This is a genomic window from Deltaproteobacteria bacterium (genome assembly GCA_016210005.1).
GTDB lineage: Bacteria > Desulfobacterota > Binatia > HRBIN30 > JACQVA1 > JACQVA1.
In genome coordinates this window covers 1-20831 of record JACQVA010000118.1, presented here as the reverse complement: position 1 = coordinate 20831, position 20831 = coordinate 1, and the positions used below count along the sequence as shown (strand labels likewise).

General features: G+C 66.6%; 14 protein-coding genes. 9 read left to right on the top strand and 5 right to left on the bottom strand.

Features of this window, described 5'->3' with window-relative positions:
• The first annotated feature begins 14 nt into the window (after nucleotides 1-14).
• The 3 genes from HY699_11435 to HY699_11425 all read left to right on the top strand — a co-directional run bounded on the left by HY699_11435 (nucleotide 15) and on the right by HY699_11425 (nucleotide 9244).
• The gene (locus HY699_11435; GenBank protein MBI4516414.1) at nucleotides 15-776 is read left to right on the top strand and encodes a hypothetical protein; all 762 of its coding nucleotides are present in this window, start codon (nucleotides 15-17) and stop codon (nucleotides 774-776) included.
• Between the two features lie 382 nt (nucleotides 777-1158).
• Complete coding sequence (locus tag HY699_11430; protein MBI4516413.1) at nucleotides 1159-3405, top strand: ABC transporter ATP-binding protein; 2247 nt, start codon at nucleotides 1159-1161, stop codon at nucleotides 3403-3405.
• A 130-nt stretch (nucleotides 3406-3535) separates the two neighbouring features.
• Complete coding sequence (locus tag HY699_11425; protein MBI4516412.1) at nucleotides 3536-9244, top strand: thrombospondin type 3 repeat-containing protein; 5709 nt, start codon at nucleotides 3536-3538, stop codon at nucleotides 9242-9244.
• A gap of 147 nt (nucleotides 9245-9391) precedes the next feature.
• Here HY699_11425 and HY699_11420 read toward each other — a convergent pair whose 3' ends face one another.
• Together HY699_11420 and HY699_11415 are read right to left on the bottom strand one after the other, a co-directional pair.
• Nucleotides 9392-9961 (bottom strand): Uma2 family endonuclease, encoded by a 570-nt coding sequence (locus HY699_11420; GenBank protein MBI4516411.1) that lies wholly within the window; start codon nucleotides 9959-9961, stop codon nucleotides 9392-9394.
• A 214-nt stretch (nucleotides 9962-10175) separates the two neighbouring features.
• The gene (locus tag HY699_11415; GenBank protein ID MBI4516410.1) at nucleotides 10176-11090 is read right to left on the bottom strand and encodes an FkbM family methyltransferase; all 915 of its coding nucleotides are present in this window, start codon (nucleotides 11088-11090) and stop codon (nucleotides 10176-10178) included.
• A 73-nt stretch (nucleotides 11091-11163) separates the two neighbouring features.
• On the opposite strand from HY699_11415, the gene HY699_11410 reads away from it, so the two are divergent.
• Nucleotides 11164-12204: a hypothetical protein gene (locus HY699_11410; protein ID MBI4516409.1), complete on the top strand. Its 1041-nt coding sequence runs from the start codon at nucleotides 11164-11166 to the stop codon at nucleotides 12202-12204.
• A gap of 14 nt (nucleotides 12205-12218) precedes the next feature.
• On the opposite strand, the gene HY699_11405 is transcribed toward HY699_11410, so the two are convergent.
• Nucleotides 12219-13328 (bottom strand): glycosyltransferase family 4 protein, encoded by a 1110-nt coding sequence (locus HY699_11405; protein ID MBI4516408.1) that lies wholly within the window; start codon nucleotides 13326-13328, stop codon nucleotides 12219-12221.
• Nucleotides 13329-13613: 285 nt separating this feature from the next.
• Between HY699_11405 and HY699_11400 the strand changes: the two genes are divergently transcribed.
• Entirely contained in the window at nucleotides 13614-14477 is an 864-nt protein-coding gene (locus tag HY699_11400; protein ID MBI4516407.1) for a hypothetical protein, read from the top strand.
• Here HY699_11400 and HY699_11395 read toward each other — a convergent pair.
• The gene (locus tag HY699_11395; GenBank protein MBI4516406.1) at nucleotides 14467-14700 is read right to left on the bottom strand and encodes a hypothetical protein; all 234 of its coding nucleotides are present in this window, start codon (nucleotides 14698-14700) and stop codon (nucleotides 14467-14469) included. The two genes, HY699_11400 and HY699_11395, sit on opposite strands and share 11 nt — an antisense overlap.
• Nucleotides 14701-14881: 181 nt before the next feature.
• Between HY699_11395 and HY699_11390 the strand changes: the two genes are divergently transcribed.
• From HY699_11390 to HY699_11375, 4 genes are read left to right on the top strand one after another with little or no spacing between them, the layout of a single operon-like run.
• A complete protein-coding gene (locus HY699_11390) occupies nucleotides 14882-15964 on the top strand; it encodes an XdhC family protein (GenBank protein MBI4516405.1) in 1083 nt (360 codons plus the stop codon).
• Nucleotides 15951-16601, top strand: a complete 651-nt coding sequence (locus tag HY699_11385; protein MBI4516404.1) for a nucleotidyltransferase family protein — start codon at nucleotides 15951-15953, stop codon at nucleotides 16599-16601. Before HY699_11390 ends, HY699_11385 begins: the two co-directional genes overlap by 14 nt.
• Nucleotides 16547-17722: a tRNA epoxyqueuosine(34) reductase QueG gene (queG, locus tag HY699_11380; protein ID MBI4516403.1), complete on the top strand. Its 1176-nt coding sequence runs from the start codon at nucleotides 16547-16549 to the stop codon at nucleotides 17720-17722. Before HY699_11385 ends, queG begins: the two co-directional genes overlap by 55 nt.
• A gap of 31 nt (nucleotides 17723-17753) precedes the next feature.
• Complete coding sequence (locus tag HY699_11375; protein ID MBI4516402.1) at nucleotides 17754-18686, top strand: TIGR03564 family F420-dependent LLM class oxidoreductase; 933 nt, start codon at nucleotides 17754-17756, stop codon at nucleotides 18684-18686.
• Between the two features lie 17 nt (nucleotides 18687-18703).
• Here the strand turns inward: HY699_11375 and HY699_11370 are convergent, their stop codons facing one another.
• The gene (locus HY699_11370; GenBank protein MBI4516401.1) at nucleotides 18704-20587 is read right to left on the bottom strand and encodes a hypothetical protein; all 1884 of its coding nucleotides are present in this window, start codon (nucleotides 20585-20587) and stop codon (nucleotides 18704-18706) included.
• Nucleotides 20588-20831 lie beyond the last annotated feature (244 nt).

Genomic DNA, 20831 nt, shown 5'->3' with positions numbered 1-20831 from the left:
ACGAGAGCAACAACGTGTCGGCGCCGCTGCAGATCACCGTGCGCAAGCCCGACCTGGTGGTGACGGCGTTCAGTGCCACCAGCTCGACGACGGTGGATGCGGGGCAAGCGATCACGCTGACGTGGACGGTGGCCAATCAGGCGGCGAGCCTGGGGACAGCCTACCAGCCGTGGCATGACCGGGTGTGGCTGTCCACCGACAACACCTTCGGCGGTGACAGCCCGCTGGGGCTGCTGACGCACAGCACGGATCTGGCCGCGGGAACGGATTACACCGTGGCGAGTTTCAACGAGACTATCTCCACCGCCCTGGCGGCGGGAACGTACTACCTGTTCCTGCAGACCGACACCTTCAGCCTGGTGGCCGAGGAGGACGAGAGCAACAACGTGTCGGCGCCGCTGCAGATCACCGTGCGCAAGCCGGACCTCACCCCGACGGCGCTCGCGGTTCCCGCCTCGGCGGCGCGCAACACGCAGATCGCGGTGTCGTGGACGGTGACGAACTCGGGAGACGCACAGGCCCTGCAACCGTGGACGGATCGGATCTGGCTCTCGACCGACAACGTGCTCGGTGGCGATACGCTGCTGGGGGGAGTGACGCACACGAGCGACCTTGCCGCCAGCGGCAATTACAACGAGAACAGCAACGTCACGATTCCCAACGGTGCGGCAACGGGGGCGTCGTTCATCATCCTAGAGACGGACACCTTGGGTAATGTGGCTGAGTCGGACGAAAGCAACAACACAACGGCGCAGCCGATCACGATCACGCCGTAGCTCTCGTGTCGCCACACGTGGGGGCGCAGTTAGTTCATTAGCCACCGCCCTTCGTGCGAGACGATCGCCATGGCCAGAGGCCCGCGCTCCTCACGCCGGCGCGAGCGCGTCCGCCCGCAGCCTTCATCGCCCCCGGTATGGCCCCGAGACATTGGCCGCTCGGGAATCAAGGCACGTCGAGCGCAACCTTGAGCGCTCGGCCCAACTCCGCGATCTTGCCGGCGTCGCATGCGCCCGTCAGTCGGATCAGGCGGTGGCGCGTAACCGTGAGAACGTTGTCGAAGTTCGCCGCCACTGCACGGGTAACCCTTGACGGCGTCTGACGGCGGGGCAACCTGCCTTGCAAATCGCTGCCGGCTACGGGATAGAGCGGACCGCTGCCATGCCGAGCGGTCACAGCCAAGAGAGCGGGAACGAATGGGCCGGCGGGGGTTTTGATCCGGCTCTGGCCCGCTATCGCACGCAGACGGTGCTAACCGCCAGCGTCGTCGACTTATTGCACCTCTCGCACGCGCCGTGGCGGGTGGCGGAGTATCGCGAGGCCATGCTACGCGGCGAGCGCTTCCCGCCGATCTCAGTAGTCCGTCTCGGGCGGCGCTTGCTGATCGCCGACGGCCACAAGCGCTTCAGCGCCTATGCCGCGCTCGGCAACCGCACGATCGTCGTAGAAATGTGGCCGTGGCGGCGCTGGCTGGCGGATCAGGGGCGGCAACTGGTTCACAAGTTGTCGCAGTTACTTAGCATTATGATTGGCAGCCTGCATGATCCCCGGGCGCGCCGGGCGGCGGTGCGCTTGTTTCACGACACCGTTGGGCATTGGCGGCGCATCGCGCACTCGCTGCCGTGCTCGCGTTGGCGCTTACAAACCGCCGCACCGGCGACGCCGCCGGGGTCGGCACTCCTGGTGCGGCTGCTGCGTGAATGCGCCCGCTATCCGACGAGGGTGGCGCTGGCCGTGGGCAGTCTGCTGCTGCTAGCCGGGGCCCGGCTGGCGTTAACTTGGATGGCCAAGCTGTGGGCCGAGGGGCCGCTGGTGCGCACTGGCGCCGCCGGTGCCGAGGGCTTGCTGGCTGCGGCGCTCGCACTCACCGGGCTGATGGCGGCGGCCGTCATGCTGTCGCGCTATCAGCTCGCCAGCATCAACCAGCGGATGATGGAGCGCCTGCGAGCGGCGATGCAGCACCGAGTGCTCGAGCTGGAGGTCGGCATGCTGCGACGCCAGCACGCCGGAGAAATCGGCTCGCGCGTGTTCAACGACGTCGGCGCGCTTTCCGGCTTTGCCGGCGACATCTTGAAGCGGCTCGTCGGCGAAGGTGCCGTGCTGGTCGGCGCCCTGGCGATGATGTTCTACCTCGAGTGGCGGCTGGCGCTGGCCGCCGTGCTGATGGTGCCGGTGGTGGCACTGCTGCTCGGCCGCTTCGGTGCGCTGGTGCGAGCACGCAGCGCGCTGGCGCAGCGGCGCCTGGGAGGGCTGAGCGCCGCCCTAAACGAGCAGTTGCACGGACTGACTACGATCAAGGGCTACCAGGCCGAGGCCTACGAGCGCACCCGCTTCGCCCGCCACAACGCCGGCTATCGCGCCCAGGTGCTGCGCAGCGAGCGCTGGTCAGCCGGGCTGCTGGCGCTGGTCTTCCTCATCACCGGCGGCGGACTGGTGGGCGCGGTCTGGTACGGCACCCAACTGGTGCGCGGCGGGGTGGTCTCTCCCGGCGCGCTGCTGGCCTTTTGCTTGTACGCCGCGCAGGCGATCGAGCCGCTGCGCCGGCTCGGCGATCTCCAGGGTATGTTGCAGCGCGCGCTGGCCGCCGCGGCGCGCGTCTACGAGCTGATCGACTCGCCCGCGGTCGAGCCGCGCGGCGGCGCCATCTTGCCCAAACCGGTGCGCGGCACGCTCTGCTGCGAGCGCCTGTGCTTTTCGTACCGCGCCGGCGAACCGGTGCTGGAGCAGCTCGACTTCAGCGTCGCGAACAACCAGCCGCTGGCGCTGGTGTCGGCGACCGGCGGCGGCAAGAGCACGCTGGCGCGGTTACTGGTGCGCTTCTACCAGCCCGACTCGGGGCGCGTCCTGCTGGACGGTGTCGACATCCGCGCGCTCGACTTGGTGGAACTGCGCCGTGCCATCTGCGTGGTCGAGCAGGACCCGTTCCTGTTCAGCGGCCCACTGATCGACAATCTCCTCTACGGCGCCTGGGACGCCCCGCGTTCGGCCATCGACCGCGCCGTCGAGTGGGCGGGCTTGGAACCGCTGCTGCGGGCACTGCCACAGGGGTTGTTCGGGTCGTTGGCGGAAGCCGGCAAGGACCTTTCCGGCGGGCAGAAGCAGCGCATCGCGCTGGCGCGGGCCATCCTGCGTGAGCCGGCGGTGCTGGTGCTGGACGAGGCCACCAGCGCCATCGACAGCGAGGGCGAAGCGCAGATCTTCGCCCGCATGGCCGATTGGCTGGCGCAACGCACGGTGCTGGTAATCGCCCACCGGTTGTCTACCGTCAGTCGTTTCGCGCGGGTCGTGGTTCTTGCCGGCGGCCGAGTGGCCGGCGACGGCAACGTCATCGAGTTGCAACGCAGTTGCCCGGCATTCTCGCGCCTGTTTGCCGAGCAAATGCAGCCCCTGATCACGATCAGCGGCTGAAACGGCGGCTTGTCGAACTTCTGCGCTGTTTCTTGACGTCTGACATAGGCGCATAGTAGGGGACACGCAACCATCGAGAAACGCCCGCGGGCGCGTTGCGCCACGCTAGCCCAGAGGTTAGGGGGGAACAATGACGAAGCAGTCGCATCGCAGAAATGGCTTCAGTGCCGCCGCAGCGTTTGCCCAGCGCTGCCGCCAATGGCGCCGCTATGGTGCGCTCGCACTATTTGCATGTGGAGCGTTTGCGCTGCCTGGGCGAGCCATCACTGCCACACCGACGCCGACCCCGACACCTTCGCTGGCGCCAACGCCGACAGTAGGCCCGCCCACGCCCACCGGAACCGTCACCCCGTCGAGTCCCACTCCGACGCTCCCGCCCGATACCGATGCGGACGGCTGGCCCGATTTCGCCGACAACTGCCCTACGATCCCCAACTCGGATCAGTCGAATTGGGACGGAGATCTCCTCGGCGACGCGTGCGATCCTTGCACCGACCAGGATGGCGACGGTTTTGGAAGCCCGGGCTTCCCGGCCAGCGTCTGCCCGCTCGACAACTGCCCGTACGTGTTTAACCCGTTCCAAGGCGACAGCGACGGCGACGGCGTCGGCGATGACTGCGACAACTGCGCCGGGCCGGGTCGAGACACCGACCTCGACACGATCTGTGACGCGGCCGACAATTGCCCCCTCAACGCGAATGCCGGCCAGGCCGATGGCAACAGCGACGGCGTCGGCGATGCCTGCACCCCCACCGCGATCACGTTTGTCGTCTTGCACCGCGACTGCAGCGTGGCGGGCGACCATGTCTTGCAGTTCTTCGTGAACAATGAGCTGCTGGGGAACTCGCCGTCTTCGCGCGATTGTGATTGCAACGACCAGCCGCTGCAGGCGAGCTTCACCGCCCCCGAGTTGCTCGCGCTCTACGACCCCGCCGGCTGCAATCACTTCCGTGTCGAGGTTTCGGGCGAGAACTCGTTCGCCGTCGGCTTCGTGCGGGTCGAGATTACTACCTTGGCCGGTATCAGCTCCGAGTGTCTTTTCGACGGCTACCCGGGTTACGGCGCGGCGGCCTGTGAAACTCGTGATACCTGCGAGTTCCCGTACGATTACTTCACAACCACGGTGGACGAGCCGCAGGACTACGACGACCTGTGTTTCCAAGCCGACAATTGCCCCGCTTTCTATAATCCCGATCAAGCCGACTCGGACGGCGACGGCTTCGGCGACGCCTGCGATGATTGCTACGGCGCGGGGCAGCTGGATGGCGACGGCGATTCGGTCTGCAACCCCTCCGACAACTGCCTCCAATTCTACAATCCGGATCAAGCCGACTCGAATCAGGACGGGGTCGGCGACCTCTGCGCCGATGACGACGGCGACGGCGTGGTCGGCGCTTTCGACAACTGCATCGATGTGCCCAATGCCGACCAGGCCAACCAAGACTTTGATGCCTACGGCGACGTGTGCGATTCCTGCACCGACCAGGACTACGACGGGTTTGGCAACCCGGGCTTTCCGAGCAACGAGTGCGTCACCGACAACTGCCCGTACGCATCCAACGTCGATCAGGCCGACACCGACGGCGACGGCGTCGGCGATGTCTGCGACAACTGCGCCGGACCGGGCGCCGACAGCGACGGCGACGGCCTCTGCGACGGCGCCGACAACTGCCCCTTCGCCGCCAACGTGGATCAGGCCGACGGCGATCAAGACGGCGCCGGCGATGCCTGCACGGCCACCGGGATCACCTTCAGCCTTCTCCATCACGACTGCGACGGCGCCGGCAGTCATGTCTTCCATCTGCTCGTGAACGGCAGCGAGATCGGCTCGGCGCCATCTTCCCAAGGCTGCGTCTGCAATGCTCAGCCATTGACGGTCGTCTTCACCGGCACCCAGACGCTCGCGCTCTTTGATCCGGCGCAATGCAACGACATCCGGGTCACGGTAACCGGCGCCAATCCGCTTACGTTGTACCTCGCGACCGTGCGGGTAACGATCGCCACCGCCGCGGCCAGCTTGGAGCAGTGCCTGTTCGACGGCTATTCGGGCAACCCGCTGCTCGTCTGCCGCGAGCGCAACTCGTGCGACTACCCGGGCGCAAGCAGCGGCGTGACCGACGCCGGCATGTTCAACGACCGAGACGGGCTGTGCCCGCAAGTCGACAATTGCGCCAATGTCTTCAACCCCGATCAGACCGACGGCGACGGCGACGGTTTCGGCGACGTGTGTGACTACTGTATCGGCGCGGGCGCGCAAGACTCCGACGGCGACGGCTTCTGCGACGGCGCAGACAATTGCCCGCTCCACTACAATCCGGACCAGACCAACACTGACGGTGACGAAGACGGCGACGTCTGCGAGGACGACGACGATGACGGCGTGCTCAACGCCACCGACAATTGCCCCGACGTCGCCAACCCGACCCAAGACAACTTCGATTACGATCAATTCGGCAACGCCTGCGACCCCTGCACCGATGCCGATGGCGACGAGCTCGGCGATTTCGCCCTCGCCAGCGATACCTGCCCGCCCGACAATTGCCCCTTCCAATACAACCCCGACCAAGCCGACAGCGACGGCGACGGCATCGGCGACCCGTGTGACTACTGCTTGGGTGCCGGCCAGTACGACTATGACGGCGACGGCGTGTGCAACGCCGCCGACAACTGCCCGACTTTTTTCAATCCCGACCAGACCGATACCGACCAAGACGGTATCGGCGACCCGTGCGAGGACGACGACGGCGACGGCGTGCCGAACGCGTCCGACAACTGCCCGAACCTCTCGAATCCGGACCAGAGCAACTACGACTACGATCAGTTCGGTAACGCTTGCGATCCCTGCACCGATGCCGATGGCGACGGCTTCGGCGACTTCGCCCTCGCCGGCGATGCTTGCCCCGCGGACAACTGCCCCTACCTATACAATCCCACCCAGAGCGACGCCGATAGCGACGGCATCGGCGACCCCTGCGATGACGACGACGGCGACGGGGTGCAAAACTCCTCCGACAACTGCCCGGCGATTGCAAACCCCTCTCAGGCCAACGCCGACGGCGACGTTCTCGGCGACGCTTGCGATCCGTGCACCGACCAGGACGGCGACGGTTTTGGAAGCCCGGGCTTCCCGGCCAGCGTCTGCCCGATCGACAACTGCCCGCTGGCGTCCAACCCGTTCCAGGAAGACGCCGACGGCGACGGCTTGGGCAACGTCTGCGACGACTGCGTCGGCCCGGGGAGAGACAACGATCACGACGCCCTCTGTGACGGTGCCGACAACTGCCCCTTCGTTGCCAACGCCGATCAGGCCGACGCCAATGAGGACGGCGTCGGTGATGCCTGCACCGTCAGCTCAATCAGCGCCGCGATTCTACACCGGGATTGCGCCGGCCCGGGCAGCCATCAATTCAGCTTGGTACTCAACGGCACAACGATCGCCTCCGCGCCGTCGTCGCGCGACTGCAACTGCAACGCGGAGCCGTTGATACTGGCGGCTTCGGATCCGACGAGCCTGGCGGGCTATGACCCGTCGCAGTGCAACGACATTCGCGTCGAAGTTACCGGTCAGTCCTACAACCTCGTCCTCGCCCAGGTGCGGATCTCGGTCGCGACGCCGGCGGGCAGCTTAGACCAGTGTCTGTTTGACGGCTATTTCGGAAATCCCAGTCCACAGTGCGCGCCGCGCGACACGTGCAGCCCGCCGAACGACACCTGGGTGCCAACGCCGTTCTCCGTTGGCGGCGCCGATACCGACGGCGACGGCCTTTGTGGCGCCGTCGAGAACTGCCCGACCGTCTACAATCCCGATCAAAGCGACGGCGACGGCGACGGGTTGGGTGACGCCTGCGATTACTGCTTCGGATCGGGTGGCGCCGACAGCGATTACGATGGGCTGTGCGATGGTGCCGACAACTGCCCGTGGTTCTACAACCCCGAGCAGAGCGACAACGATGGCGACGGCGTCGGCGATCAGTGCGACAGCGAGCCGACGCCGACCCCGACGCCCACCCTGACCCGTACTCCGTCGTCGACGCGAACCCACACGCCGACCCGCACGCCGACGCCCACCTGCGCCCCCGGCGCGACCTGCACGCCGGGGCCGGAGTGCGGAAACGGTAACACCGACGTGGCGGAAGAGTGCGACGACGGGAATACCCTCGGCGGCGACGGCTGCGCCGCCAACTGCACCAACGAGACGTCCGTGCTTTTTCAGCTCGATAGTTCCGGCGGACCGCCTCGCTCGCGTGCCACGGTGCAGACGCGGGATTTCGCGCTGCAGATGGGCCTCTCCGGCAGCCAGGTCAACCGCATGGGAAAACCGGGACCCGACGGGGTCATCCCGGTTGCCGTACGCGCCGAGGACGTTCACTTCGATCCGATTCCCATAACCGGGCTGGTATGCGCATGCGTGCGCGCCGTGCCGTTCGACGACTTCGGCCCCGGGGTTTCGGGCAGGGGTGAAATCGGGTGCGGCGAAGGCGGCTTGGCCGACGTGGACAGCGAGGCGTCCGTGGACCACAACATCGGCACCGTCGGCGTCGGCGGATTCACGGAAGCCGACTGCGTGGCGGCAGGCGGCGTTGTGGAAGACGGCTCTTCGGCCCATCCGCATCCGGGAGTCTGCAACGGCCCCGCGTACCTCGCGGTTTCAGGCGGCGGCCCCCGAGGCTCGGCGGTGCTGCAAAGCAACATGCAGGTCGGCGTAATTGCCGACGGCGGCGATTGCGGCGTCGAAACAACGACCAAGGTGTGCGTCGGGGGCCAGAACCCCGGCGCGAGCTGCACCGGCAATCCGGGCCTGTGTGTAGGCGGGGACTGCCTCGCCGCCAAAGGCTCCGACGGCATTCCCTGCAACGAGGACGATCCGTTGGAGAACCGGGGGGCGCCGGTCCTCAACCGCTACACGACGGGGACAGTCAGCGCGATGATCACGCATGCGAAGAACGAACAGTATCCCATCGCTGCGTACGAACTCTGCGGCGGCTACCCTTGCCTGACGACCGCTACCGGCACCCTGTTCGACTGCGATCAGCCGCCTGAGGAAGCCGGCGGCGTCCTGGCGAGCGCCTACAGCGCCCTCGACTCGCCGCAGGCCGGGGATAACGTTGTGACCACGCTCCTGGCCCAAGTGGGATCGACCAGCGCACCCACTGCCACTTCAACAACCTCGTTCCAACCGACGGCCACGCCGACCTTGCCGGCGCTGCCGACCAATACCGTGCAAATTGCCACGCCGACGCTGAGCGCGACCCGCACGCATACCCAGACTCCAATTCCGACCGAGACGCTGACACCGACGCTCACTGCCACGGCGACAATTACCGCCACCGCTACGGCCACCGTGACGCCAACGGCAACGCCCACGCAAACTGCAAGCGCCACGCCGACCGAAACCGCCACCCCGAGCCCGACCGCCACCCCGACCGTGACCGACACTGCCACGGCCACGGCAACGCCCACCGACACCGCCAGCGCCACACCGACCGAAACGGCTACGCTGACGCCGACTGAGACCCCGACGGCTACTCCGACCGCGACCGAGACCACGACTCCGACCGAGACTGCGACGCTAACACCGACCGAGACCCCGACGGCTACACCAACCGCCACGCCCACGGTAACGTCCACCGCTACCCCCACGCAGTCGCCGACTCCGGTGTGCGTCGGCGACTGTGGGCGGGACGGCGAGGTCACGGTCGATGAGCTGGTGAAGGGGGTGAACATCGCACTCGGCAATCTGCCGGTGACGGAGTGCGCCAGCTTCGACACGAACCGCGACGACGAGGTTACCGTTGACGAGTTGGTCAGCGGTGTGAACCGGGCGCTGGGCGGGTGCTGACCTCCGGCGGCACTTCAGCGGCGGGTAATTCGGACAGCACCGGGCATGCAAGGGGGGTCTCGTGCGGCGGCGATCGCTGGTCGGCGTCCTGTGCTTGGAAATGGAATCCTGACGCCTAGCCCACGCTGTGAGCTTCCCCGTGCCTTCTCAGCCTTCGAGCCACCAGCGGGTCAGATCAAGCTCGATCGCGTCGAAGGGCTCTGCGCGCACGCGGTCGCAGCCGCCGTATGTACCAGCCACAACCCAGCGGGCAGTCTCAAGCCGGTACACCTCCAGCGTCTTGGCCAGCGGTTCGACCAACCAGAGATACCCGACCGACTCGCGCGCGTAGATGCGCATCTTCCGAACCCGATCCGTTCCGGCGGTAGCTGGCGACACGACCTCACAGGCCCAGTCGGGGGCTACGTCAAAGAAGGCTGCACTCGGGAGCCGAGGCACGCGTGCGCGGCGCCAGCCGGCAAGGTCCGGTACGACCACGTCCGGCCCTAGATGCAACTCAGGCTCGAACAAGATCCACCAGCCACCTGGCTGTCCCGGGCCGTCGGCTTCCCGATGGAACGGCCCCCGCAGATCACCGGCGATACCGGATGCTGCGTTGGCGTGCGGAAACGCTGGCCGCGGCGTGGTGAACATCTCGCCGTCGAGAATCTCGGCCACCATGGTGTCGGGGACCTTGAGCAGGTCTTCGTACGTGGCCTTGCGCCGGGCGGTGTCCACGTTGCTTAGCCTAGCAGGACCACTGGCGGGTGACCACTTGGAGATTGGAGAGATTTTCGCCGATGTGCCCGCGCCTTTCCCTTGCTCACCTCATCCCAAACCCCGTAGAGTTGCCGTCGTGTCTTGAGGGATAAGGTAGGTGAGCAGATCGGCTGCGGGCTGTGCCCATCACACACGACGTCGTGCGCGCCGAATGGGCGGACAATTGGCGGCGTCACGGGATGAAGAGCGCGTCGGTGGTGCGCTCGCCGAGCGCGGCGAGCACCGCTGGCAGTTGGGACAAGGGGAGGCGCGAGGCTTGTGCGCCATCATGCACCAGCTCGTCGCGCAGCACCATCGTGCTGAAATGCGCCTGCGCTTCCTGCACAAAGGCCGCCACCCCGCCGTGGGCGGCCAACCCCGCCGGCCACAGCTCCACGTACAACGGCACCCCGGCCCGCCAAAGCGGGCCGCCGGAGAGCACCACGTGCCGCTCGAATCCCTGCGTATCACTCCAGACCAAGCCCACGGCCGCAGGCGCATCGTGAGACAGCAGTGCCTCCAGTCGCTTTGCCGGCACCTCGACCAGATCATGAGCGCTGGTCAGCGGGCCGAATCCCTGTTCCCCGCCGGCAGTCTTGACCTCGCAGTTGCCGCAGCGCGGATGGCGCACCATGGTGGTGCGGCCGTCGTGGCTGCACACCGCCGCCTGCACGCAGTCGATGCGATGATCAAGGCCATTGCGGGCGACGTTGCGCCGCAGCAGATCGAAGGTCTGCGGCACCGGCTCGATGGCGAGGATGCGCTTCTCCGTCAGCTGCGCCAAGACAATGCTGGTCATGCCGATGTTCGCCCCGACATCTATGATGACGTGCTTGTCCGCGGCCAGACGCCCGGCTACCGCCGCCCAGCGCACCACTGCCGCGGTCTCGGCCGCCTGATATCCGCCGTCAACGAACATGTCGCGGAACATCGAGTCGCCCTCGGCGAATACGGTCCACTCGGTGCCCTCGCGCACAAATGTAACCGTTTCCGCCTCGCCCTGGAGCAGGTAGAAGGCCAGCAAGCGCTTCTGCCGTTGCCACTCACTGTGGTCTCGTCGCAGCAGTGCAGAGAGCGCTCGCCGCGCAACGCGCCGGTACTTGCCCATGCCGGTTCACCGCAGCGCCGCTTTATGGCGCGACCGGGCCTGAAAGCAAGCGCAGCTACGGCCTCCGATGCGAATGATTGACGACATCCGCCGTGATCTGACGCTGCAGCACTACGACGAGGTCAGAGAACGCCTGACCGGAGTGCTGAGCGGCGACGCCCGCGTGCTGGCGGTCGGGGCGTTTGGTGCGGTTACCCACCCGGGCATCTCGGACCTCGACGTGCTCGTGGTCGCCCGCAACGGCGAAGCCGCCGGGCTATGGCGGTACCTCAAACAGTGGATCGCCGGCGACGCCGTTGCCAGCTACCTGTTCACCCATCCGCCGCTGGTGGTGAGCGCCGCCATGATTCCCGCGCTGGGTCACGTGCACGCGCTGGCGGGGCTGCACTGGCAGTACCGGCACGAGCAATGTCCGCTCCCGCCGCCGCTGTCTGGCGCAGGCATGGAGTACCTCGACCTTATCTACGCCTCGTTCCTGCTGCCGGGGGCGGCGAAGCTGCTGGGCGACGGCAGTGTGCGGCTACGCTTTGCGCTGCTGTCGTTGAACGGCCTGCACCTCTTCTGCGAGAAGTTGAGCGGCATGCTCGGCGCCAGCGCGCGCCAGCGCCGGCGCAGCGGCAGCATCCGGCGGCTGGTGCTAAAGCTGCCGCCAGCGGATCCGCGGCTTGGGCGCCTACTGGGGGCAGAGTATCGCCGCGCGGTGCGACAGCTATGTGACCTGATGAACCAGGTCGGTGAAACCGCCGGCGCGCCGCGCCTCGGCGGCCTGCCCCGCTGCTTGCCGCGGCGTGACACGGCGCTCATCGTGCCGGCGGCGACGACCGCGTTTCAACGGCACCTCGGTTATGTCCGCCTGCAGGTCCATGCGGGCGTGTTCCGGCGGCTGCTTGCGCCCTGGTACGCGGCAACAGTCGCCGACGCGGCCGCGATCGAGTACCAGCGCGCCCACCAGATGCTTCTCGCCCTGGGGCAGCAGGAGCAAATCCCGCCGCAGTTCGTCACTCCCTTCGGTTACCCCTGCGGCCAAACCGGGCTGGAGTCGGCGCTGCAAATCGCCACCTGGAAGGCCATTCTCGCCGGCAAACAGCTTGTGAGCATTATGCTGCGGCGCTGAGCCGTTCCGCCGCATCATCCGGCCAGCGCGCGGAACAGCTGCTCGTAGCGATCGGCGGCCACGGCGGGCTGAAAGGAGTCGTGCACCCGCAGCAGGGCCTTGGCCGCCACGCCCGCGGCAGCCGTGGAATCGGCGAGCAAGCGGACCAGACCCTGCGCTAGCGCCGCGGCATCATCCGGCGGCACCAACCGTCCCCACTCGCCGCTTTCGCCCAGTACTTCTGGGATACCACCGACGGAGTAGGCCAGCACCGGCGTGCCGCAGGCCATGGCTTCGAGCAGCGTCAGCCCGAAGGCCTCGCTGAGGCATCGGCGGGTGGCCATCACTACGACGTCCGCCGCCGTCATGGCCTCGGCAACTCGCTCGGTTTCCCCCAGATAAAGGAAGCGATCGGCGAGCCCGAGCTGTTTGACATCATCCAGTACCCGCTCGTGGTCGCGCGCGCTGCTGGCGCCGGCGGCCAGCAGGTGGGTTGGACCGACCTCGGCGTTCGCCCGGCAAACCGCCCCGATGACGTCGTCGATGCCCTTGGCTGTCCGCAAGCCGCCGAAGAAGGCCACCCAGTGGCCGGTTGGATTCAGGCCGAGCGCCCGGCGTGCCTGCCGGCGCTCTTCAGCTGAAGGCAGAGTCGCCCGCGCAGCAAATCGGCAGGGATTGGCGATCACTCGAACGAGCTGCGGGCCAACGCCGGAGTCCTCCAGGCTGCTGCACACGGCCTGGCTGACCGCGACAATGACGTCAGCGCGGCGAACAGCCAGCCCAGCGACTAGCCGAGTCAACGGCAATGCCATGTGGCGGGCCAACACCAGCCGGGGCTCGGGACACCGCCGCTTCGCCAGGCAGGCCCACACCCATTCGTCGACGGTCGTCACCAGCACCACTTGCGGATTGCACCGGCCATAGGCCTGGGCGATGGACCACAGCGAGCGTACGTTCCACGCCCCCCCAAGCGCCGTGGCAACGGCCGGCAGACCAGCCTGTGCCAGCGCGGCCAGCACCGGGCTGCCGCGCGGAACCAGTGCCTCCAGGCTGTGGCCGCGAGCATGCAAAGATCGAGCGATCTCCAACGTGGCGCGTTCGGCGCCGCCGATGGTGCGCGAGCCGCAAATCCAAAGAATCCTCATGGGGTCGAGCCGGTTTGGCGGCCGTTGCCATACCACATTGCGCAGCCGGCGTCGGCTGGCTTGGAGTTCGACGAGACCTGGGGCGGCACGCTCATCGTGCCCTGGTCTCCCCCCACCCACCTGCCCGCCGGCGCCGAGGGGGTCGGCACTGGGCGCGTCCGCGCGGATTTTTGGTTGACCTGAACCGCAATTCTGTCTATACGCCCAACCGGTGGGCTAGAGCGCAACCGCTAAATTGTTGTTGCCTCGGCACGGGTGCCCGCCTAGCTCAGAGGAGGACGGCTGATGCGCTGGTTGGTCGCAACGTTCATCGGTTTGGTGATGGCCCTGTCGTCGGTCTCCGGCGCGGATGCGGTGCAGCTCCTCGTCTCCGGCCAGGCGGATGTCTTCGTCGATACCGGCGCGCCGGCCGGCCCTGATCCGACCGACGGCATGTTCATGTTCGACATCAACGGCAATACCCTGACCGTGCAGACCGGGCAGGACCCGAACTCGTCCTTCTTGGATCTTCTGCTTGCCCTCTCCGGCCCGTTCACCTTCAACGTAGCCAGTTTCCAGACTGGTGGCTCCGCCTTTGCCCTCGAACAGCTGGGCTCCCCCCCAGCCCCAGGCTGCTGTGCCGACGCCAATGGCATGGCGGAACAGGTGCCTGGCGGCGAGGCCTTCGTTATGACCGTCAACGAGAGCAGCGGTCTGCGCAGTGCCGGGGCTTTGTGTAATGAGGGCGGGCTGGCGGTGCGTGTGCGCACGACTAGCGGGCAGTCGATCCTGGTTGGGCTTGATCTGGTCAATTGCGACAACCTCCCCTGCGTCATCGACACGCAGAGCCCGACGTTTATCCGGGTCAACGATGTCCCTTTCCGGACGATCTATTACCCTGTCGTCTGGAAGCTGCTCGACGTGTATATTCCGGTCTCCGCTGTCAGCGCCGGCGACGTACACCTCACCGGCGCGGTTGGGAGCGACGCCCCGTTCATGGACGTTGCCCTGAGCCAGCTCGGCGAGTGCCCGGCCTTGACGCTTTCCACCAACAAGGCTCCTGCCGGAGGGACATTGGCGCTGATCGCTGCCGCGTTGGCGGTGCTGTTTGTCGGCACCTGGGGGATGAGCCGGCGCCCGAAGTTCCGCGCTCTGCTGCCTACACCGTAGGCGGCGGGGCAGTGGTGGCGGCGCGGCGCCGCCACGTGATCAACCAGAACACCACGCTCTGGCCGAGCGGCAACACCAGCAGTTCCTGTAGCGCCGCCCGTCGCAGGTCGATCCAGTCGAGCACGATCAGGTTGAACACGAACTTGATCAGCAGGTAGGAGAAGAACAGAACGAACCACAACCGCAGAAATGCGGGGAGGGCGGAAAGTTTCGGTATTCTCACGGTCAGTTCCTCACTCTAGCAGATGAGACTTCTGGGTGCTGGCCTGTTCCGGTCAGCCGCATAGCAACTTCGAGCCACCGATGGCAACCGAGCGCGGCCACTCCACGGTCGCATGCTCTGGTGGTGCCCTTTCGGACGGCGGCGATTGCCGGTATCTTAGCCGCGAAGATCACGGTACCGGATGCGAGATATCGTTGGGGATTTGGAGCGCTGGCTGGCCGCGGGTGAAAAGATCGCGCTGGTCACGTTGGTGCGCACCCAGGGCTCGACGCCGCGATTGCCGGGCGCGCGCTTGGCCGTCACCCGCAGCGGTAAGATGGCCGGCTCGATCAGCGGCGGCTGTGTCGAAAACGACCTCTACGAGCGCGCGCTGCATGTGCTCGACAGCGGGCAGCCGGCTTTGGCGAGTTACGGTATTGCTGATGATGGCGAACTCGGTGTCGGGCTCAGTTGCAGCAGCACCATCGAGGTATTGATCGAGCCGTTCGCTGCCGCTGCTGCGTGGCAAGTGCTGCGGTGCGAGCTGGCGGACGAACGGCCGGTAGCGATCGCGATCGCCCTCAGCCCGCCGGCATTGCTCGGACACACATTGGTGGTGCGGGGAGACGGCGCTACGAGCGGGGCGATCGCTGCCGAGTTGGATCACCAGCTGGTGGCTGAGGCGCAGCGCTTGTTAGGCCACGGCGGCACCAATGTGGTGGCGTGTGCCTGGCAAGCGGGGCAGGCGGAGATCTTCATCGAGGCATTTGCGCCGCCGCGGCGGTTGTTCATTGTCGGTGCCGCCCACACCGCCATGCCGCTGTGCCGGCTGGCGAAGATCCTGGGATTCCGCGTCAGCGTAATCGACGCCCGTGCCGCCTACCTAACACTCGAGCGCTTCCCAGAGGCGGACGATCTGCAGCGCGCCTGGCCACACGAAGCGCTCGCTCGGGTCGGTCTCGATGACAATTCCTACGTGGTGATCCTCACTCACGATCCGAAGTTCGATGTGCCGGCGTTGGCCTGCGCCTTGCGCTCACAGGCCCGCTATATCGGGATCATGGGCAGCCGGAGAACCCACGCCCAGCGCCTAGCCCCGTTGCGCGAAGAAGGATTCAACGATGCCGAGCTGGGGCGTATCCGCGCTCCCATTGGCCTCGATCTCGGGGCCCGCACGCCGGCGGAAATTGCCGTCGCCGTCCTGGCTGAAATGCTGGCGGTAAGTCACAAACGAGACGGTTGCGCACTGGCCGCGCGCACCGGTGCTGTTCATGCTACCCACTAGCCATCACTCGCGCAGCTTTCTCTCTGGCATCATTCTGGCGGCCGGGGCCTCGCGTCGCATGGGACAGCCCAAGCAGCTCATGTGGTTCGGCGATCGGCCGCTGCTGCAACACGTGCTCGAGGTCGCCGCCGCCTCGTGTCTCGATGAGATCGTGCTGGTCCTGGGGCACCGGGCGGAGGCGGTTCGCCAGGCGATTCAGTTACCGGTGGAATGCCCCGTGACAGTGGTCGTCAACGCCGACTACGAGCAGGGACAAAGCACTTCACTCCGGGCCGGGTTGAGCGCCGCTGACAGCCGCGCCGACGGCGCGGCTGTCTTGCTCGGGGATCAGCCTGGGGTTACCGGCGGGCTGATCGGCCGCGTGGCGGCGGCGTTCGCCGGCGCCGATGCGCCGGTGGCCCGCCCGTTGTATTGCGCCGACGGCCGCCGCATCCCCGGCCATCCCGTGTTCCTGGCGCGGCGAATCTGGCCTGAGGTCGACCAGCTGCAAGGCGATCACGGTGCCCGCGCCCTCCTCGCCGCCCACCCGGATTGGGTGCTGGAGGTAAGCATCGAGGGCGCGCCGCCTGCCGACATTGACACTTGGGACGACTACCGGCGCACCGTTCCACCCGCGGCGAGGGGAGCGGGGAGCTGAAGCAGATCATTCGCAGCGAGGCGCGCCGGCTCGGCTTCAAGCTGTGCGGCTTTGCGCCGGTGCAACCGCCGCCGCACGGCGAGTTCGTGCGCCGGTGGTTGCACGACGGCTACGCCGGGACGATGAGCTATCTCGGCCGCGGGCGCAAGAAGCGGCTGGAGCCGGCACTAGTGCTGCCGGCGGCGCGCAGCGTCGTCACCGTTGGTTTCCCCTATCGTCGAGCGCCCGCGCCGGGGCTCGACTGGCGCGAGCAATTGCGCGGGCGCATCGCCGCGTATGCCTCTGGCCCGGACTACCACGGCGTCGTGCTGGCGAAGCTCGAGCAACTTGCCGCCGTCATGCGCGCGCACGGCTCCCACGCCACTCGCGCCTATGTCGATACCGGGCCGATACTGGAACGTGAGTGGGCCGGCCTCGGCGGCCTGGGTTGGGTCGGCAAGAACACGATGATCCTGCACCGGCACGAGGGCTCGTGGTTTTTTCTCGGCGAGATCTTCACCGATTACGAATTCGACCCCGAGCCGATCGCCGCCGATCACTGCGGTAGCTGCCGGCGCTGCCTCGATCTCTGCCCTACCGGCGCGCTGCAACCCGGCCACCTCCTCGATGCGCGCCTGTGCTTGTCGTACCTGACCATCGAGTATCGCGGGGCGATCCCACGCCCGCTGCGGCCGCGGCTGGGCGAGTGGATCTTCGGGTGTGACATCTGCCAAGAAGTGTGTCCGTGGAACGAGAAGCCCAGCCGCGCTGTCGCTGCCAACGAAGCATTATTCCCCTACCTGCCGGAGTTGCTGGCGTTGGATACGGCGGCCTACCAGCGCCGCTTTGCCGGCAGCGCCGTCAGCCGCGCCCGCCGCGACTGCTTTGTGCGCAACGTCGCCGTCGTGCTCGGCAACACCGGCAACCCGCAGGCGGTGCCGGTACTCGCCGGCGCTTTGGCGCACGACGCCTCGGCGCTGGTGCGGGCGCACGCCGCCTGGGGGTTGGGGCAGATTGCCGGCGCTGCTGCCCGCGGCGCGCTCGGCCGAGCACGCCGCCGGGAAAGCGACGCCGGCGTGCAAAGCGAAATCGCAGCAGCTTTGGAGCGCGCCCCGCTGGCGTCAGCAGCGGCAAGCCTGTAGGAGTTGGCGCCGCAGGGAGAGAGGGTACAACATGAAGATCGGCATCGGCATCGGTGAAATCAGCGGCCGGGCGGGAACGCTCGACGACTTGATCGCGCAGACACAGCAAGCCGAGCGGGACGGGTTCGCTACGGCCTGGTTCGCCAACATATTCGGCCCTGATGCGTTGACCGTCGCCGCGCTGGCCGGCCGCAGCACCGCCCGCATCGCCCTCGGCACCGCGGTGGTACCGACGTTCCTGCGCCACCCGGTGGCGATGGCGCAGCAAGCACTGACCACGCAAGCGGCCACCGGCGGCCGCTTCTCCTTGGGCATCGGCTTGTCGCATCAGCTGGTGATCGAGATGATGCTGGGACTGTCGTTCGCCAAGCCGTTCAGCCACATGCAAGAGTACGTCGCCGTCTTGGCGCCGCTGATTCGTGATGGCACAGTCAGTTTTCAGGGCCGCGAGTTCCGCGTCAACGCCAACGTCTCCGTGCCGGGCGCCACCCCCTGCCCTATTCTACTGGCGGCGCTCGCGCCGAAGATGTTGGCGCTCGCCGGGGCCGTGGCCGACGGGACCATAACCTGGATGACCGGGCCGAAGACCTTGCGCGAGCACACCATCCCTTGCATCAACGAGGCCGCCGCCAAGGCGGGCCGGCCGGCACCGCGGGTGGTGGTCGGGCTGCCGGTGGCCGTCGGCGATGAGGTGGCGGCGGCGCGCCGCAGTGCCGGTAAAGTCTTCCAGGTCTACGGCACGCTGCCGTCGTACCGCGCCATGCTCGATCGCGAAGGCGCCGAAGGCCCGGCCGGCGTCGCCGTCGTCGGCGATGAGGACGCGGTCACCGAGCAGCTGCGCTGCCTCGCCGAGATCGGCGCAACCGAGTTCCTCGCCATTCCCTTCCCCGTCGGCCAAGGCAATCTCGACTCCGTCGAGCGTACGCGCGCCTTGCTGATCAAGCTGGCGCGCACGGGTTTGTGATCCGGGGCGGGCGGCACTTAGATCGCGTACTCGAACTGGAAGACCACGTTGTCGCGATCGCGCAGCAAGCTCACCCCGCTGGCACCTTTGAGGGTTCCGGCATCGAGGATGTCGTACTCGACCGAGAAGCGCCACGGATCGCGCTGGAAGCCGATTGCTGGCGCGTAGACGAACCCGCCGGTCCAATCGTAGAAGAAGGTGACGCTGGGGTTGATCGTCCCGCTGCGAAAACTGGTGGCGATGTACAGGGTGTGCAGGAACTGATCGGTGGGGTGGCGGATGAAGGAGGGCTCCAGCGCCCCCAGCTCCGGCTGCAGTCTGTAGAAAGCGTTGCGTTGCGGCACGGGTAAAACCTCGCCCTCGAACACTTCGGTGTAAGGCAGGGGATCCTCCCCGCGCGCCACCGCGTCGCGCAGATGTTTGTAAAAGAACTGCGTAGAAAAGAAGAACGTCTGGTACGGATTGAGGGAGCGGATGTATTGATTGATGTCGAAGCCCAAGACGAAGTTGATGGAGTCGCCCAACTCGCGGCCACCCGTCGTCGGGTTCTGTGGTTTGAAGAGCCCGTGAAACACGAAGGGGTCGATGCGGGATTGGCGGAAACGTGGCTCATCCTTGAAGTACGCTATTTCCGAGCGCACGATGGTGTACAAGCTATCTATCGGAAAGGTCACCGTCGCGCCCGAGACCTGCACCTTGGGGGCGGTCTGCAGCGCGAGCGCCGAGTACCCAATCAACTCGGGGTCGGAATGATCGATGAATGGCAGGGGGAAGTCGGGCGCGACAATGATTTGCAGGGCAGGAGTATCGAAGTAGGTGTAGTAGTGAGCCAGGCTGAAGGTCGCATCGAACATGTTCCAACAGAGCCGCGCGCCCCCGCGGATATCCGGAAGCGTTCGGCTGGGAGTCACCGTCCGGCCTTTGGTCGTGGCGCTCGGAGCGCCCAAGTTCGGTAAGGTCCACGGCGATCCTTCCGGCGTTCCCGGGGCAAACCCCACCTTGTTGTCGATGGCGCCATAGGCATGAACGGCCATCTCGCTGAGCGGGCCCTGCTCGCCAAGACGGTACTCGAGGCGCAACATGTCGAGTGGAACCAGCCGTTCGTCGAGAGAAATCAAGAAGCCGCCAAAACTGTTGTCGACGGGGTTGATGTTGTCGAGCAGCCGAAAGCCATCGGTTTCGCCCCACGACCACACCTGGCGCCCCAGTCTCACGAAGAGATCACCCACCGATCCTTCGATATAGGCTTGGAACAGCCGCTCGCGATCGGTTCCCAGCTTACGCAACCGGGTGCGTGAGCCGGCCACATCGGCGCGCCGAAAGCAGGCGCCGTCCTGGGAAACGCCCGGCTGCATGTGGCAGACCCCTTCATCGTCAGTAGCTGCGACCGGACTGTCCGCCAAGTTCACGCTGCCGTCCGCACCCTTATTGCTTGGGGTCGTGTACCAGCTGGCCGTGCTGAACTCGCGCGGCCCCCAGTTATAGAGCCCCTCGCCCTCGCCGCGGAAGGTGAGATGATAATTGAGGCCACGAATCCTAAACGGGAGGTGATTGAGCAGCTCCAGCGGTCCGAAGCCTTCTTTCAGGAGCCGGCTTAAGTCATGACCCAGCTCGGCTTCGAGGTAGAAACGGTTCTGCCGCAGATGCCCAGCCTCCGAGAGCGGGAAGGTCTCGCTCGTAACAGCCCAACTGGTTCGGTCTTTGGGGTTCTCCGGGTCCAGGAGGACCATCTCCCGGTCGGTTCGCTCAGTGCCGATGCGCGCGTTGACGTAAGTGCGCACGCCGAGTTTGATGTCGCCGTCTTTGTCCAACGCTCGCGCGTGTACGCGGCCGGCGAAGCCAGCGAGCGCGAAGCTGGCCAGCGCGATCAGTTCAAGGACTCCGAGTTCGCGGTGCATCATGCGCTTCCCCTCTCCCGATGTGACGCGCCCATCCCGGGTGCGGCGCGCTAAGTATCGGCCGCGCTCACGCCCCTGTAGTTGCCCCGCTGTCTGCTTGTCAAGCGAAAACAGATGAGCGCGCTGTTGCGGGTGTGCGACAAATCTGTGGGTAACGTGCAGCCGACCGGGCAAATCCTCACCAGTCTGACAGTACTGTGTACTGTCAGGCCGAGGCCCATGGCCGAAAGGGACGCAATTTGTCATT